The following is a 17,347-nucleotide window of genomic DNA, read 5'->3' on the forward strand; positions in this document are numbered from 1 at the left end:
CCGGCGGCGGACGGCCCTGTGTCTAACGCCGGGCGGCGCCCACGGTGACCGTCCCGGTGACGGTCCCGGCGCCGTTGTCGTACACGACGTCCCCGGTGGACTCCTTCCAGATCCTGACGCGGAAGGTGTCCGGGGAGTCCGTGGCGGTGACGCGGACGGCGTAGCCGCTCACGCCGTCGACCGTGCCGGAGCCCTGGAGGACGGCCCGGGAGCCCGTGACGACCAGCCAGTCCACAGCGGTGGAGCGGAACTTCAGGCGGGCGGGGCCGAAGGCGAAGGTGACCTGGCCGGTCGGGGCGGTGGCGCCCGTGGTGTACCGCGCGGTGAAGGAGAAGTCCGCCCTGCCCGTCAGTTCGGGCCGGGCCGGGTAGGCCCCGGCGGGGGAGCGGACGAGGCCCGCCCCGGTCGCCGGGCCGGCGGCGCGGTCGTACACGATCAGTTCGGGGAGTGTCGTGCTGTCCGAGGCGCCGTCGTCGTCCGTGACGGTCACCACGGGCCGGTGGATGCCGGCCTTGGCGTAGGTGTGCTCGGCCCGGCAGCCGGAGGCGGTGACCGTGCCGGACGCCGGCGCGGTGCCGTCCCGCCAGTCGACCGCGCAGGTGTGGGTGTCGGACGTGCCCGGGTCCCCGAACACGGCGGTGACGACGGCCCGTTGACGGACGCCCACCGGGGTCTTCGGGCCGGTGGCGGAGCTGATGACCGGGGCCGCGTCGGAGACCGTCACGGTGGCGGTGTCGCTGCTGCGGCCGCCGGTCAGGGTGACCTCGAAGCTGCCGTCGTCCGTGCAGGTGAGCGTGGTCCTGGCCGACGCGGGGTCCGCGAGGGCGCAGGGCGCGCCGTCCTCGACCGTCCACTTCGGGGTGCCGGCGCCCGAGACCGTGCCGGTCAGCTCGATCGCGTCACCCTCCTTCCCGGTCGCGTCCGGTCCGGCGTGGGCGATGGTGACCGGGTCGACGCTCGTGAGGGTGGGCACCACCTTCTCGATCAAGCCGTCGGCGTCGAACTCCAGCCTGTCCACGGTCGTCTCGCGATGGGTGCCGTCTCCGCCGGGGATCGCGAAGCGGTGGTAGGCGATGTACCAGTCGTCGGTGCCCGGCACGTGGACCACCGAGTGGTGGCCGGTGCCCTTGACGCCCAGCGAGAGGTCCTTCTCCAGGATCACGCCGCGCCTGGTCCACGGGCCGGTGGGGGAGGGGCCGGTCGCGTAGGCGACGCGGTAGTTCTCGTCCCGGGTGTCGTTCTCCGACCACATGAAGTAGTAGGTGCCCTTGCGCTTGATGACGAAGGAGCCCTCGTTGTAGCCGTTCGGGGTGATGTCCTCGATCTTCGAGGCGTCGAAGGAGGTCATGTCCGCGTTGAGCGGGACGACGTATCCGCGGCCGTTGCCGAAGTACAGGTACGACTGGCCGTCGTCGTCGGTGAAGACCGCCGGGTCGATCATCTGGCCGGTCAACTGGCCCGCCCTGAGCAGCGGTCGCCCGAGAGCGTCCTCGAAGGGGCCGGTCGGGGAGTCGGACACCGCGACACCGATGTTCGCGTCGGCGGAGAAGTAGAAGTAGTACTTCCCGTCCTTCTCCGCGATCGTCGGCGCCCACGCCCTGCTGTCCGCCCACGACACGTCCGGCCCCAGGTCGAGGATGACGCCGTGGTCCTTCCAGTGGACCAGGTCGGTGGAGCAGTACGCCTTGAACCGCGTGCCGCTCCAGCCCGCGAAGCCGTCGGTGGTCGGGTACAGGTAGAAGGTGTCGCCGAAGCGCACGATGTTCGGGTCGGCGGTGAGGCCCGGCAGCACCGGGCTCTTCATGATCAGGGCCGACACGGTCCAGGTGCGCTTGCGGCCGTCGGAGCCGGTCACCTCGTACGTCACCGGCCGGCTGAAGTCCTGGACGCTGCCGGAGGCGGGGCTGACCGCCGCGCCGTGGGCGAGCGTGAACTGCGGTGCCAGTGCGGTGACATCGGTGCCCTCGGCCAGCGGCAGGGTGATCCGGCTGTGCGCGTCGTCGACGAGCGCGTCGACCCTCAGCGCGGGGTGGGTCGCCTTCGCGACGCCCGTGGTGTTGCCGCTCAGCTCCAGCACCTCGGCGGCCGACAGCGCCCGGCCGTAGACGCGGAAGTCGTCCACCTCGCCGCCGAAGTACGGGTCGGCGGAGTACAGGGACCTGCCGACGTACCCGCTGAAGTCCTTGGTGGAGTCGTACAGTTCGGACGGCTCGATGGTGACGCCGGTGGTGCGGGCCGCCTCGACGCCGTCGACGTAGAGGACCATCGTGCCGGTCGCGCCGTCGAGCGTGACGGTGACGTGCCGCCACTCGCCGGGAGTGAGCTGCGAGCCCGCCGTGAGCTTCGACTCCGCCGACCAGCTCGCCTTGGTGATCGCCGAGTAGAGCTTCGAGGATCCGTTGGAGGGGCTGGCGAACAGGTACTTGTCGCTGTCCGGTCCGAGCCCGAACAGCCACTGCCAGCTGCTGCCGCCCTGCCACTTCGCGTACGTCGAGACGGTGACGCTGCCCGCGTTCCTCAGCACCCCGTTGGGGATCTTCACGTACGGGGAGGCGGCGGAATCGCCGGACATCCTGAAGGAACCGCCGTTCACCCCGGTGCCGAAGGCGGGCGTACGGACGTAGGTGCCGTGGTAGCCGTGGCCGCTGGAGTCGCGGGCGATGGTGCCGGAGGTCTCGTCGAAGTCGTAGTGCAGGAGCAGGTCGGCGGGCACGTCCGGGCCCTGCGCCGAGACCGTCACCTCGGCGTGGACGGTCGTGGCGGAGCGGTCGGGAAGGCTGCCGTTCACGGTGAAGGAGCCCGCCTGCGCGTACGCGGAGGCGGGGACGTCGTCCCAGGTCACGGCGGTCGGCCGGCGCGCGCCGTCGGCGTACTCGGCGATCACGGTCGCGGGCAGCACGGGGGCCTCGCCGACGCGGGTCCTCACCGCCACGTCCTCGACCTCACGCACGAGCTGGTCGGGCTGGTAGGTGCTCAGCAGCCGGTCGTACTCGGCCTGGGTGACCGGCAGGACGGTGCCGTGACGGGGCCGGGCCGGGAGGTCGTAGCCGGTGGACGGGGTCCAGGTGCCGGAGTCGAGGTCCGTCGTCTCGAACGGGATGTAGCCGCGGCCGCCGAACTCGTCGAGGAACGCGTACCACTTCTCCCCGCTGTTCGACTTGAACACCAGCGGCCCCTCGGCCGCGTTCATCGCGCCCTTGCCGATGCCCTCCGCGACCGGGGTCCAGGAGGTGTTCAGCAGCGAGTCGCTCTTCTCCTCGAAGATGAACTTGCTGTTCGGCGTGGAGGAGGTGTTGTTCCGCTCGTCCTTGGAGAGGCGGTAGTAGGTGCCGTCGTGCTGGATCACCGTGGAGTCGATGACCGAGTAGCCGCGGTCGATCCAGACCTTGGGCTCGCTGAAGGTGTGGAAGTCGCGGGTCGTCGCGTACATCATCCGGTTGTAGGTGTCGCCGGTGTGCCCGGCGTTGTCGTACAGCTTCGACGCCCAGAACACCACGTACTCACCGAGCCGCGCGTCGTAGTAGGCCTCCGGCGCCCAGGTGTTGCCGGCACTGTCGGGGGAGACCCTCACCAGACGCTGGTCCGTCCAGTGGACCAGGTCGGTGGACTCCCAGACCATGATGGACCTGCTGCCCGTGCGCTGGGCGGCGTCCCAGTCGCCGTTGCCGTAGATCCTGAGGTCGGTGGCTATCTGGTAGAACTTGTCGCCCTCCGGGGAGCGGATGATGAACGGGTCGCGCAGGCCCTGCTCGCCGAGGGACGAGGTCAGGACGGGCTTGCCGTCGTTCAGCTCGCGCCACTTCAGCGGGTCGTCGCCCTTGCTGAGCGCGAAGTAGAGCTGCTCGCCGTCGGCGGTGCCCTCGCCGGTGAAGTAGCTGAAGAGGTAGCCCTTCAGGGCGGCGGGTGCGGGGAGTTCGGGCACCTTCGCGGTGAAGACGCGGGTGGCCTGCGCGTCGCCCTTGGCGACGGTGGCGGTGAGCTCGACGGTGGTGGCGCCGGTGCCGTGCGCGGGCCGGTGGACCACGCCGTCGGCGGCGATCACCTCCGGCCGGGCGGAGGACCAGGTGACGGCGGTGGCGTGGGCGCCGGTCGCCGGGAGGGTGAGGTTGCCGCGCACGTCGTCCAGGTTGTGCACGGTCAGCGACTCGGCCGCCTGCCGGGTGGCGGTGGTGTCGTCGAACGCCGCGAGGACCGTGACGTCGAAGGACTTGGTGGCGGTCACGGTGCCCTTCTTCAGGGTCGCCGTGAGGGTGGCGCGGCCGTCGGGCTCGCCGGCGGCCGGGCGGGTCACCTCGCCGGTGTCCGAGACCAGGGCCGGGTTGTCGCTGGCCCAGGTGATGGCGGAGCCGCCCGCCGTGCCCGTCCCCGGCAGGGCCAGGTCGGCGGTCACGGCACCGGTGTCGCCCAGGGTGAGCGCGGCCTGGTCGTCGGCGACGCCCTGCGCGGCGACGGGGAGGGCGAGCTGCTCGACCTCGGAGGCCGCCAGCGCCCGGTCGTACACCCGGAAGTCGCGCATCCGGCCCTTGAACAGCTTGTCGCCGGAGTAGACCGACTTGCCGAGGTGGTTGGCGGTGGTGGTGCCGGATCCGATGGCGCCCGGGGTGATGGTGACCGACGTGTTGCGGGCGACCTCGACGCCGTCCTCGTACAGCACCCCGGTGGTGCCGGTCTGGGTGTAGGTGAGGTGCTTCCACACCGCGCGCGTCAGGTTGTGGGAGTCGGCCGGCCTGGTGGTCTGTTCGGTCGACCAGTTGCCGGTGGCGATCGAGGTGCGGAGGGAGTTGCCGGTGGTGAACAGGTAGCCGTTGCCGCTGCTCCCGCTGGAGTTGCCGAATCCGTAGAGGAAGTACGGCGTGCTCTGCGTGGCGTCGATCAGCACGTCCGTGGAGACGGTGATCGCGTTCATGCCCTTCATGACGTCGTTCGGCACCTTGACGTAGGTGTCGGTGCCGTTGAAGGAGAGGCCCTGGCCCGACCAGTCGGCGGTGCCCTGGACCGTGCCGTCGCGACCGTGACCGGAGGCGTCGGTGGCCCTGGAGGCGCCGTCGAGCTTGTACCAGAGGGCCAGGCCGTCGGTGAGGTCGGCGACTTCGGCCGCCTGCGCGGGAGCCGGGGTGCCGAGGAGCCCCAGGAACAGTGACGCGGCGGTCGCTCCGGCCAGGCGGCCCGCCCAGCGTCTCGCGCGGCTGCGAAGGCATGGGATGTGCGTCATGTCGGCCCGCCGTTTCAGCTGTGTGACGTCGTGTTGCGAGAGTGTCAGGTGGTGTGTGGTGCGGCGTCAATAGATATCGAACGATGTCCGACTGGCCGAACAGAGTGGGGTGTCCGTCAACGGCCGCCGCCGGTGCTCCGTCGCGGACGACGTACACCCGTGCGCATCCGTCCCTCGGTGGGGTGGTTGCCCGGCGCCGGATCCCGGGGCGTCGCATGACGCCGGTGGCGGCGGGGATGCCTCGCTGGAGGCTCGGCTTCCGGGGCACCGCTTCCGGGGCTCGGCCCGAGGACGAGGAGGACGCCAGTGACCGACGTCTGCTTCAGAGCCGATTTCGCTTCGCCCCGCCAGTGGATCGCCGGCCGTTCCTGGGCCTATCCCGACGGCGGGCCGGTGAACCCCGACGACAACAAGCTCGATTACCTCGTATCCGATCCCGCGTACTCCCGCGACGGCACCTTCCGGGCCACGCGCCGCGCCGACGGCCTGTGGGACACCGGACTGCTGACCACCGAGGGCAGCGAGGAGGGATTCCAGGTCCGCGCCGGAGACCGACTCGACGCCCGGGTCCGGCTGCCCGCCGAGACGGGGGCCTGGCCGGCGATCTGGACCTGGCGGGACGGCGACCAGGAGATCGACGTCTTCGAGTACCACCCCGACAACCCCGACCTGCTGGAGCTCTCCAACCACGTGCGGCCCGCCCACCGTTACCACCGCGACCCGGCGGTCCGACCCGGCGGCTGGGTCGACCTCGGCGTGGAGTTCGGCGTTCACGACGTCGTGTGGGCCCTGAACGGCAGCACCGTCTTCGCCGACCACCGGGGCGTGGGGCGACGCTGGCACGCCTACCTCATCGTCAACCTGTCGGTGTGCGCCGGCCGCTACCACCCGGCACCCGACCCCGACGTGACGGAGATGTCCTTCGAGGTGTCCGCCCTCACCGTGCGCCGGGAGACACGAGCCTGAACGAGCCTGCCACGACCGGCACCCCCCGGCCACGCGGGCTGGGCCGTTCGGGGGCGGGCTCCCCCGAACGGCCCAGCCCGACGGGACGCCGGGCGCCGTACGCGGTCTGCTGGAGACAGGCCCGGCAGAAGGGAAGAGCCGTGTACGAGATGAAGGTGGGCCTGGCGTCGGGCGGCGGTGAGCTGGTGTGGCACGTGGTGTCCCGGCAGCACGACAGCAGCCTGTGCGGAATCGTCCTCCTGGCCGCCGGAACGCCGGCCACGCACAACACCGACCGCCACTGCGCCCCATGCATGGTCCGGCTCCAGGAACTGATGGACGCCGCGCGGGACTGACGACAGCCGCACACAGCGGCACAATCCCCCAGGAGTTGTCCGGCGGTCGCGCCCATGGGCCGCCGCCGGTCTCCTGCGACCTGATCCGCCGCCGGTCTGCCGCGACCTGGTCGGCCGGACCGCACCTAACCGTCGACCGGCATCACCCGGGTCACCCGGCCCTTGGTGTCGGCCTCCAGATAGCCGCTCTCGTTGTAGTCGTTGCTGAGGTAGACGGCCATCCCGGCGGGGCTGTCGAACACCGTGCTCGGCTGCCGGACCAGCAGATAGCGGGTGTCGGCGTCGTCCACGTTCAGCTTCCGCTCCGCCTCGGCGAGCAGCGCGGGCACCCGGTCCCAGGCGAACGCGTCGAGGCCGACGGGCTGCTGCCCGCCGGACAGCGTCCCCTTGATGATGCCCTTCCGCACGCCCTCGCCGGGACGGTAGGTGTACGAGTCGTACCTGGTGTCACTGCCCTCGACCATGAGATAGGCGGAGACGTACTCGGGATACACCGAGAAGGAGCCGAAGCGGTCCCTGCCGGTCTCCGCCTCGAACGCCTTGATCGCGGTGCGGATGCCCTCAGGCGTCAGCAGGTCGGTCGTACCGGCCCGTTCCGTCTCCCCGGCGGGCAGGCCGGCCGCTCCGGTCCCGGTCGGGGAGGCGGTCGCCGCAGCCGAGGTCGCCGTGGCCGTCGTCCTGGCACCGGAGCGGGAGGACGAGGAGTCCGTGTCCCGCTCCGGCACCAGCACCCACACGAGGACACCGGCGAGCACGACCCCCGCCGCGGGCAGGACCACCGTGCCCCGGCGCGTACGCCGCCCCGGCCGTACGGGGAGGCCCGCCGGCGGGGTGGGGCCGGTCCAGGGGGCCGGGGAGGCGGGCGGGGTGGGACCGTTCCACGGCGTGGCGGACGGCGGCCCGAACACACCGGTCGCGGCCACCGGAGCACCGCCCGTGGTCACCGGCGCCCCGGCCGCCTTCCCAGGCGTACCGCCTGTGCTCGTCGGCGTACCGGCCGCGGTCACCGGCGTACCGCCTGTGGTCACCGGCGCCCCGGGCGCCCCGGCCGCGGGCGCCGGCACGTCGCCCGGCGCCGCCGGCGGAGGGGACAGACGGTAGGAGGTCCGGTCATCCGGCTCCTGCCCCCGCTGCCCCGGTCCGCGCGCCACGTCGGCCAGCGTCCGCTCGAACGCCGCCGCGTCGAGCCGGGCCGCCGGATCCCGGACGAGGACACGCATCAGGACGTCTCCCAGGGCCCCGGCCCGCGCCGGTGGGGGAACGTCCTCGCTCAGCACGGCCGCGAGCGTGGCCAGCGTCGAGGGACGGCGCAGCGGATGCCGCCCCTCGACCGCCGCGTACAGCATCATCGCCAGCGACCACAGGTCCGAGGCGGGGCCGCCCTCCTGGCCGGACACGCGCTCCGGCGCCATGTAGTCCGGGGTGCCGATGACGGATCCGGTGGCGGTCAGGGCGGTCGACTCGCGGATCGCCGCGATGCCGAAGTCGGTGAGCACCGGACGGCCGTCACGGCGCAGCAGCACGTTGGCGGGCTTGACGTCCCGGTGCTGGATGCCCGCCTCGTGCGCGGCGCGCAGCGCGGCGAGGACCTCCAGCCCGATGCGTGCCGCCTCGGTGGGATCCATCGGCCCGCGCGCGAGACGGTCGGCCAGCGAACCGCCGTCGACGAGTTCCATGACGATCCACGGGTAGCTTCCCTCACCCTCGTCGACCACATGGTGGATCGTCACGACGTTCGGATGGTCGATCCGCGCCAGCGCCCTGGCCTCGCGGAGCACCCGCTCGCGCAGCATCCGCGCCGCGGGCGGGTCGTACTCGGCCAGCCCCGGATCGGGCGGCCGGACCTCCTTGACGGCCACGCTGCGGTGCAGCACCAGATCCGTGGCACGCCACACCATGCCCATTCCGCCGCCCCCGAGCCGTGCCACCAGCTCGAAGCGACCGTCGACGACCCGTCTGTCGCTGTCCGCCTCACTCATGCGCCGGAGCTTAGTTGCCCGGACCGACAGCAGACGCACCACCGCCCGGGGCGCCCGCAACCCCGGGAGGTGACCGGTTTCCCGGGCCGGGTACCAGGGGGCCGAGTGGCCCGACTCACATGGCACTCCCGGAACGGCACCGACACGATGGTCCCGTCACCGGGCAGGCTGAAGGGATCCAGGATGTTCCGCAAGGTGCTGGTCGCCAACCGTGGCGAGATCGCGATCCGGGCGTTCCGCGCCGGCTACGAGCTGGGCGCGCGCACCGTCGCCGTCTTCCCCCACGAGGACCGCAACTCACTGCACCGGATGAAGGCCGACGAGGCCTACGAGATCGGTGAGCCGGGGCATCCGGTGCGGGCCTACCTCTCCGTCGAGGAGATCGTGGGGGCCGCTCGGCGGGCCGGCGCGGACGCCGTGTACCCGGGGTACGGGTTCCTGTCGGAGAACCCCGAACTGGCCCGCGCCTGCGAGGAGGCGGGCATCACCTTCGTCGGGCCGGACGCCCGCACCCTCGAGCTGACCGGGAACAAGGCCCGCGCGGTCGCCGCGGCCCGTGAGGCGGGCGTACCGGTGCTGGGCTCCTCGGAACCGTCCACCGACGTCGACGCCCTGGTGCGGGCCGCCGGCGACATCGGTTTCCCGGTGTTCGTCAAGGCGGTCGCGGGCGGCGGCGGGCGCGGCATGCGGCGCGTGGAGGACCCCGCGCAGCTGCGCGAGTCGATCGAGGCGGCGTCCCGTGAGGCGGCGTCCGCGTTCGGCGACCCCACCGTGTTCCTGGAGAAGGCCGTCGTCGAGCCCCGCCACATCGAGGTGCAGATCCTCGCCGACGGCGAGGGCAACGTCATCCACCTGTTCGAACGCGACTGTTCGGTCCAGCGCCGCCACCAGAAGGTCATCGAGCTGGCGCCCGCCCCCAACCTGGATCCGCAGCTGCGCGACCGCATCTGCGCCGACGCCGTCCGCTTCGCCCGCCGGATCGGCTACCGCAACGCCGGCACCGTGGAGTTCCTCCTCGACCGCGACGGCAACCACGTCTTCATCGAGATGAACCCGCGCATCCAGGTCGAGCACACGGTCACCGAGGAGGTCACCGACGTCGACCTGGTCCAGGCCCAGTTGCGCATCGCCTCCGGCGAGACGCTCGCCGGCCTCGGGCTGTCGCAGGAGACGGTCACCCTGCGCGGCGCCGCCCTCCAGTGCCGTATCACCACCGAGGACCCCGCCAACGGCTTCCGCCCCGACACCGGCCGCATCAGCGCCTACCGCTCGCCGGGCGGCTCCGGCATCCGTCTCGACGGCGGCACCACCCACGCCGGTACGGAGATCAGCGCCCACTTCGACTCGATGCTGGTCAAACTCACCTGCCGGGGCCGGGACTTCCAAGCCGCGATCGGCCGGGCCCGGCGTGCCCTCGCCGAGTTCCGCATCCGGGGCGTGGCCACCAACATCCCGTTCCTTCAGGCCGTCCTGGACGACCCCGACTTCCAGGCCGGGCGGGTGACGACCTCGTTCATCGAGCAGCGGCCGCACCTGCTGACGGCCCGCCACTCCGCCGACCGCGGCACCAAGCTGCTCACCTACCTCGCCGACGTCACGGTGAACAAGCCGCACGGCGAGCGGCCCCAGCTGATCGACCCCGCCACCAAGCTGCCCCCGCTGCCCGACACCGAGCCGCCCGCGGGCTCCCGGCAGCGGCTGGTCGACCTCGGCCCCGAGGGATTCGCCCGCTGGCTGCGCGAGTCCCCGACCATCGGCGTCACCGACACCACCTTCCGCGACGCCCACCAGTCGCTGCTCGCCACCCGCGTCCGCACCAAGGACCTCCTCGCGGCCGCCCCGGTCGTGGCCCGGACCCTGCCCGGACTGCTCTCCCTCGAGTGCTGGGGCGGCGCCACCTACGACGTCGCCCTGCGCTTCCTCGCCGAGGACCCGTGGGAGCGGCTGGCCGCCCTGCGCGAGGCCGTCCCCAACATCTGCCTCCAGATGCTGCTGCGCGGCCGCAACACCGTCGGCTACACCCCGTACCCGACCGAGGTCACCGACGCCTTCGTGCAGGAGGCCGCCGCCACCGGCATCGACATCTTCCGCATCTTCGACGCGCTCAACGACGTCGGCCAGATGCGGCCCGCCATCGACGCCGTACGCGAGACCGGCACGGCGATCGCCGAGGTCGCCCTCTGCTACACCTCCGACCTGTCCGACCCGAACGAGCGCCTCTACACCCTCGACTACTACCTGCGCCTCGCCGAGCAGATCGTCGAGGCGGGCGCCCACGTCCTGGCCGTCAAGGACATGGCGGGCCTGCTGCGCGCCCCGGCCGCCGCCACCCTGGTCTCCGCGCTGCGCCGCGAGTTCGACCTCCCGGTGCACCTGCACACCCACGACACCGCCGGCGGCCAGCTCGCCACCTACCTCGCCGCCATCCAGGCCGGCGCGGACGCCGTCGACGGCGCGGTGGCCTCCATGGCCGGGACGACCTCGCAGCCGTCGCTGTCGGCGCTCGTCGCCGCCACCGACCACTCCGCCCGCCCCACCGGCCTCGACCTCCAGGCCGTCGGCGACCTCGAGCCGTACTGGGAGGGCGTGCGCAGGATCTACGCCCCGTTCGAGGCGGGCCTCGCCTCGCCCACGGGCCGCGTCTACCACCACGAGATCCCCGGCGGACAGCTGTCCAACCTGCGCACCCAGGCCGTCGCGCTCGGCCTCGGCGACCGCTTCGAGGACATCGAGGCGATGTACGCCGCCGCCGACCGCATCCTCGGCCGCCTGGTCAAGGTCACCCCGTCCTCCAAGGTGGTCGGCGACCTCGCCCTGCACCTCGTCGGCGCCGGGGTGAACCCCGAGGACTTCGAGGCGACCCCCGACCGGTACGACATCCCCGACTCCGTCATCGGCTTCCTGCGCGGCGAACTCGGCACCCCGCCCGGCGGCTGGCCCGAGCCGTTCCGCACCAAGGCCCTCCAGGGCCGCGCCGAACCCAAGCCCGTGACGGAACTGACCGCCGAGGACCGCACCGGCCTGGAGAAGGCCCGCCGCGCCACCCTCAACCGCCTGCTGTTCCCCGGCCCGACCCGCGAGTTCGACACCCACCGCCAGGCCTACGGCGACACCAGCGTCCTGGACAGCAAGGACTTCTTCTACGGCCTGCGCCCGGGCAAGGAGTACGCAGTCGACCTCGAGCCCGGTGTGCGGCTCCTGATCGAACTCCAGGCGATCGGCGAGGCCGACGAACGCGGCATGCGCACCGTGATGTCCTCCCTCAACGGCCAGCTGCGGCCCATCCAGGTCCGTGACCGGGCGGCCGCCTCCGACGTGCCCGTCACCGAGAAGGCCGACCGGTCCAACCCCGGCCATGTCCCCGCACCGTTCGCGGGCGTCGTCACCCTGGCCGTCGCCGAGGGCGACGAGGTGGAGGCCGGAGCCACGGTCGCCACCATCGAGGCGATGAAGATGGAGGCCACCATCACCGCCCCGAAGGCCGGCCGGGTCAACCGCCTGGCCATCAACCGGATCCAGCAGGTGGAGGGCGGCGACCTGCTGGTCGAGGTCGGCTAGGCCGCTTCTTCCGGATCACCTCGCGGGCCGGATGAAGGTGCCCGCGACGTGCAAACCGGCGAGGTGGACGGTGGCGGTCTCGTCGTAGCGAGTGGCGAGACCGCGCCACTGTCCGCGCTTGTCGACGCACCGCTCGACGCTGTTGCGCTGCCGGTGGACGTCACGGTCGAAGGCCGGCGGCCTGCCGCCGCAACGGCCGCGCGGTCAGCGGCGCGAGGGAACCGACGGGCGCAGCGCGACGTCTGGCACAGGACGGCCCGGTCGTCGACGATCGGGGAACGCCTGAAAGGCAGCCCAACGTGTTCGTCCTGCTGATGTTCGGCGCCGTACTCGCCGTACCGCTCTGGGCCGTCGCGGTCGTGGTGAAGCTGATATCGGTCGTCGTGCCCGGGCGCCGACCGGACTGGCTCAGGGGCCTGCTGCGTTGGAGCGCGGGCATGGCCGCTGCCGCAGCCGTCATCGTGTACACGATCGGGCTCGGCCTGGTCCAGTGGGACGCGAGCGACGCCGAGTCCGGCGCGGGGTCCTCTCCCGCCGTTCCCTGCCGCTCGCTCCCGCCCGACGCACTCGACCAACTCGCCGGACACGAACCGTCCTTCTTCCCGTTGGGGTTCGATTGTCTGCTGGACGGCGGTCGCGTCGTCGAGGCCGGCGGCCCCTACAGCTTGCTGAACGTCCTGGCCGCCGCCTTCGCCCTTGCAGCGGTGCTGTCGGTGCTCGCAGGGGGGATCCTGGACGAGTATCGGGCGCGGGCAGGGACGAAGGCGGGGCGGATGGATGATCCAGACGAAACCGCCTAGTTCCCCAGTCAGACATCGCTGCCTGAGCTGGTCGGCCTCGTGTCCCAGGCATGGTGGGCACGGGCGAGGCCTGTTGGTGAGCCGGGGAGTCGGAGCCGGTGGTCGCGCGTGTGGCGGGCCGGTTGTCCCGGGTGGATCCGCGGTGGCGGATGCGGGACGACGTGCGGGGTCCGCCGGCTCCGGTGGAACGGAAGGCATCCGAACCGGCCCGCTCCCTGCTCGCCTACCTCGACGGGTTCGGTGACGTCGCGCGGAGCGCCGAGGCGCTCAACGTCCACCCGAACACCCTCCGCTACGTCGCTTCCTACCTGCGTCGTCTGCTCTACCTACGGTGGTGGGCTTCGGGCCGGCCCCCGGTGACGGGAGTACCAGACCTCCGCCGACGAGTGACCGCCGGTCTCCCGCGACGTGATCCGCCGGACGGGCCCCTACTCGCCGGCGGCCACGTACCGCCCGTACTCGCTGTCCCGTTCCCGTTCGCCGAGGTCGACCCGCACGCCGGAGGGCTCCAGCGCTTCGCGCAGGCGGGTCATCATCGGCTCCGACAGGTAGTGGTGGTGGAGGTCGAGCTCCTGGAGGTGCGTCAGGGGCCGGCCGCCGAGCAGTGCCTCGGCGCCCGCGTCGCCGAGGGTGCCGAGGCTCAGGTCCAGGTGGCTGAGCCGGGCCACGACGGGAGCGCTCGCGACGGCGGCGGCCACCTCGTCCTGGAGGTCGCAGTTGCGCAGGCCGAGGCGGCGCAGCGAGGGCAGCCGGCCGCCGTCCAGCAGGGGCGCGAGGTCGGCGACGGTGGCGGTGCGGCCGTAGTCCTCCGTGCCGATCCACAGGTCCAGGTGCTCCAGCCGGGGCAGGTCCGAGGCGGCGACGCCCCGGGCCACCTCGGCGGGCAGGCCGCCGTTCTCGAGGCGCAGGACGCGCAGGTGTTCGTGGCGCAGGGCCTCGAAACGCAGCCCGGGGTCGTCGCCGAAGCCGCCGCCGGAGCCTCGGACACCGAGTTCCCGCAGACGCGGGTAGGCGGCGAGGACCGGGGTCACGTCGTCCTGCACGATCCAGGAGAGCTCCGCCTCCTCGAAGGTCAGGTCGGCGAGGTAGAGGGCCTCCAGCCCGGTGAGGCGGTCGGCGGCCCCGGCGAGCAGCTCCACCGTCTTCGCGGGGTGGGCGTGGTCATGTTCGGTGCCGTAGGCGCCGACGCCCAGCACCAGGGCCCGTACCCGCGCGGGATCGACGGTGTCCAGGAAGCGCTGCCAGCCCTCCTCGAAGCTCTCCCCGCCCCGGCCCTCGTCCATCGACAGCCGCCAGGCGACCGTCTCCTCGGCCGGTGACGGCGAGGGCGGCTCCTCGAGCGCGGGGAAGGTGTGAACGGGCAGTCCGTGCAGGTGAGTGAGGTGATCGAGGGTCAAGGCCCCGGCCTTCCATGATCCGACGGCGGCCGACGCCCGTGCGCCGGCCGATGGCCGCCCTTTCTGCCAAGGGCCGCCGACAGCGCTACACGTCCGGCGCGCCGCGCGGCCTGACCAGCCCGCTCTCGTACGCCAGGATCGTCGCCTGGACCCGGTCGCGCAGCCCCAGCTTGGACAGCAGCGCGTTCACATGCGTCTTCACGGTCCCGGTGGTCACCCCGAGCGCCGCCCCGATCTCGGCGTTGGTTAGACCCGAGGCGATGTGCAGCAGCACCTCCCGCTCCCGGGCCGTGAGGGTGCCGAGCGCACCGGTCACGGACGGCGGCCGCGGAGCTCCCCGCGCGAACGTGTCGATCAGCCGGCGGGTCACCGTCGGGGCCAGGATGCCCTCCCCGGCGGCGACGACACGGATCGCGGACAACAGGTCCTCCGGCTGCGCGTCCTTGAGCAGGAACCCCGACGATCCGGCGCGCAACGCCTCGTACACGTACGCGTCGAGGTCGAAGGTCGTCAGTACCAGCACCCGCGGCCGGCACTCCAGCGCGGTGACGAGCCGGGTCGCGGTGAGACCGTCCATCCCCGGCATGCGGATGTCCATCAGCACCAGGTCGGGAGTGGTCGCGGCGGCCAGCTCCACCGCCGACGCCCCGTCACCGGCCTCGCCGACGACGGTCAGGTCCGGTTCGGCGTCCACGATCGCGGCGAATCCGGCACGGACCACCGCCTGGTCGTCGACGACCATCACACGTACGGCGACGGGGACACCTCCTGGACGGGCGCCGGATCAGGGCCTTCCGGCAGCAACACCCGTACGATACCGCGCTGTTCGAACGCGATACGGTCCGGTCCCGGGCCGGCCTGCACACGCAGCCGCTCGGCGACCGGACCCGTCACGGCCAGCCGTACGCCCGTCACCGTGATCCGCAGGCCGTCCCGCCGCCGCTTCAGGGTGACCCGGGCGGGGCCCCGGTCGCCCGCGCCGAGGGCCGCCTCCACGATCCGGTACGCCGACAACGCCACCGAGGCGGGCAGGTCCCGCCCGGCCTCCGGCAGACCCCGCAGGGTGACGTCCCGGCCGGCCGCGCGCAGACCACGGCAGAGCGCGTCGAGGTCCCCGACCGTGGGCGCCGGGGCGAGTCCCCGCCCCGACTCGTCCGGCGTGCCCAGGCCGTGCAGGAGTTCACGCATCGCGGCGAGGGCCGACCGGGCCTCGGCGGCCACCTCCTCCAGCCGTCCCCGGCGGGCCTGCTCGACCAGGGCGGCCGTACGGTCCAGCACGGCGTCCCGCAGCTTCGCCGCCAGCAGCCGCCGTTCGGCGTCCGCGGCCCGTTCCGCCTGCCACAGCGAACTCGCGAGCGCGAAGTCCTCCCGCCCCAGGACCCGCAACCGCCGGCGCCGCACCGCGAGCCCGGCGGCCCACACGAGGCCGGACACGGCGGCCAGCACCCCGCACAGCAGCACGAACATCACCACGGCGGCGATCCACTCGGAGCCGCCGCCCACCCCCTCCCCGTCCGCGCCCGCCGTCGCGAGGAGCACCCCGGCGAGCGAGGCCGCCGCCGCGCCCACCGCGGGCCAGGTACGGGCCGCGCCACGGCCGTAGACCGCCAGCGCGTACACCGCCAGCAGCTCGGCGATCATGCCGCCGGCGAAGAACTGGGACACCCGCGACGGCAGGGACGCCCCGGCGACGGCGAGCGGCCACAGCCACGCCGTGCCCAGCACGCCGAAGAACGCGGCCCACGGCGCACGCCGGCGCCACAGCAGCGGCACCGCGTGGACGGCGAGCAGCGCGGCCGCCACGAGCAGACCCGGCACCGCGCCGCGCAGCCGCGCGCCCGACCACTCCTCCGCGGTCACCAGCGCGAACGCCAGGGGCAGGGCCGCCGCGGCGAACACCAGCGCGGGGTCGGCCAGCCGCTGCTCGCGCAGCACGTCACGCCGGTCCGCTCCCTCGGCCGGCTGCCACGGCCCGGTGCCGTCCGGCAGCGTAGCCCGCACCCGCCAGCCCCCGCCGGGCCCCGGACCGGCCGTCAGCTCACCGCCGGCCGCGGCCGCCCGCTCCCGCATCCCGGCGATGCCGCGGCCCGACCCCAGGCCCCCCACGGCGTGCGACACCGGACCGCGCGGGGCGGCGTTGTCCACGGTCAGTTCCAGTACGCCGTCCCCGCGCCGGACGCTCACGCGCGCGGCGGAGCCCGGGGCGTGCCGCAGGGCGTTGGTGAGGGCCTCGCGGACGATCCCGTGGACCGCCTCCGCCGCCGGACCGGCCAGGTCCTCGGGGAGCTCGGCGGCGATCGGCCGCCCCAACCGGCCGAATCCCGCGATCAGTTCCTCGACGCGCGCGGTCATCGGACGCGGATCGGGGCGGTCGGCGTCCCGCATGAGTCCGACCAGCCGTCGCAGGGACGTCAGGGTCTCCGTACCGGTGCGCTCCGCGAACGTCAGCGCCTCGGCGGTCATCTCGGGCCTGCCGCCGCCCAGTCGGCGCGCGGCGTCGGCCGTGATGACGACGGACGTCAGGTGGTGGGCGCTCACGTCGTGCAACTCGCGGGCGAGCCGCCGCCGTTCCGTGTCGCCCGCCCGCCGCCGGGCCTCCTCCGCCCCGGCCAGCCGGCGCGCGGCGCTCGACCGGCCCTTGAGCCACTGGCGCCGGCCCTCGCCCAGCCCCGCGCAGACGACGTACACGAGCGCGCCCAGCGCCCACTCCGAGGCGAGCGCGGGCCGCCACCCCACGTGGACGAGGGACAGCAGCCACTCGGCGGCCACGACCGCGGCGACCGCGCGCAGCGTCACCGCCGGCGGGCGGCGGACCGCGACGGAGTACAGCGCGACCAGCGGGCCCAGCCCGAAGTAGCCGTCCTGCCACACCATCTGGCCCACCACCAGCGTGCCCAGTGTCCACGCCAGCGCCTCTACCGGTGCCTGTCGCCGCCGGCCCAGCGCGGCCGTCTCCAGGGCCAGCGCGCACACCACGGCGAGCAGGCCGGCCACCCCGGGCACCGTCTCGCCGGCCAGGGCGGCCCCGGGCCACAGCCAGGCAACCTGTCCGGCCGCGAGCAGGGCGGGGAGCAGCCGGTTCCGTGTCGTCTCCATGTCG

Annotated in this window: 9 protein-coding genes and 1 pseudogene; 5 read left to right on the forward strand and 5 right to left on the reverse strand. The window is 73.2% G+C overall.

All coding sequences use genetic code 11. The features are described 5' to 3' along the window. Positions 1–22 precede the first annotated feature (22 nt). A complete protein-coding gene (locus ACIBBD_RS13190) occupies positions 23–5,212 on the reverse strand; it encodes a family 43 glycosylhydrolase (protein ID WP_399419433.1) in 5,190 nt (1,729 codons plus the stop codon). Positions 5,213–5,518: 306 nt separating this feature from the next. Here ACIBBD_RS13190 and ACIBBD_RS13195 point away from each other — a divergent pair, with 306 nt between their 5' ends. Both ACIBBD_RS13195 and ACIBBD_RS13200 read left to right on the forward strand, forming a co-directional pair. Next, positions 5,519–6,178, forward strand: coding sequence for a beta-glucanase (locus tag ACIBBD_RS13195; protein ID WP_399419434.1), 660 nt, complete (start codon positions 5,519–5,521; stop codon positions 6,176–6,178). 140 nt (positions 6,179–6,318) lie between these two features. After that, entirely contained in the window at positions 6,319–6,513 is a 195-nt protein-coding gene (locus ACIBBD_RS13200; RefSeq protein WP_399419435.1) for a hypothetical protein, read from the forward strand. A gap of 125 nt (positions 6,514–6,638) precedes the next feature. Here ACIBBD_RS13200 and ACIBBD_RS13205 read toward each other — a convergent pair whose 3' ends face one another. After that, a complete protein-coding gene (locus tag ACIBBD_RS13205; RefSeq protein ID WP_399419436.1) occupies positions 6,639–8,492 on the reverse strand; it encodes a protein kinase in 1,854 nt (617 codons plus the stop codon). Positions 8,493–8,675: 183 nt separating this feature from the next. Between ACIBBD_RS13205 and ACIBBD_RS13210 the strand changes: the two genes are divergently transcribed. The 3 genes and pseudogenes from ACIBBD_RS13210 to ACIBBD_RS13220 form a co-directional block, all read left to right on the forward strand. Beyond that, positions 8,676–12,050: a pyruvate carboxylase gene (locus tag ACIBBD_RS13210; protein WP_399419437.1), complete on the forward strand. Its 3,375-nt coding sequence runs from the start codon at positions 8,676–8,678 to the stop codon at positions 12,048–12,050. A 299-nt stretch (positions 12,051–12,349) separates the two neighbouring features. Beyond that, a complete protein-coding gene (locus ACIBBD_RS13215; protein WP_399419438.1) occupies positions 12,350–12,850 on the forward strand; it encodes a hypothetical protein in 501 nt (166 codons plus the stop codon). A gap of 149 nt (positions 12,851–12,999) precedes the next feature. Continuing rightward, positions 13,000–13,134: pseudogene (locus ACIBBD_RS13220) on the forward strand (hypothetical protein); the annotation flags it as partial. Positions 13,135–13,278: 144 nt separating this feature from the next. Here ACIBBD_RS13220 and ACIBBD_RS13225 read toward each other — a convergent pair. The 3 genes from ACIBBD_RS13225 to ACIBBD_RS13235 all read right to left on the reverse strand — a co-directional run bounded on the left by ACIBBD_RS13225 (position 13,279) and on the right by ACIBBD_RS13235 (position 17,343). After that, positions 13,279–14,247, reverse strand: coding sequence for an STM4015 family protein (locus ACIBBD_RS13225; RefSeq protein ID WP_399419439.1), 969 nt, complete (start codon positions 14,245–14,247; stop codon positions 13,279–13,281). A gap of 85 nt (positions 14,248–14,332) precedes the next feature. Continuing rightward, positions 14,333–14,989 carry a response regulator gene (locus tag ACIBBD_RS13230; protein ID WP_399419440.1) on the reverse strand — a complete coding sequence of 219 codons (657 nt, stop codon included), beginning with the start codon at positions 14,987–14,989 and terminating at the stop codon, positions 14,333–14,335. Further along, positions 14,989–17,343, reverse strand: a complete 2,355-nt coding sequence (locus tag ACIBBD_RS13235) for a histidine kinase (RefSeq protein WP_399419441.1) — start codon at positions 17,341–17,343, stop codon at positions 14,989–14,991. Before ACIBBD_RS13235 ends, ACIBBD_RS13230 begins: the two co-directional genes overlap by 1 nt. Positions 17,344–17,347: the final 4 nt, after the last annotated feature.

This window comes from Streptomyces sp. NPDC051315 (assembly GCF_044455165.1).
Taxonomy (GTDB): Bacteria; Actinomycetota; Actinomycetes; order Streptomycetales; family Streptomycetaceae; genus Streptomyces.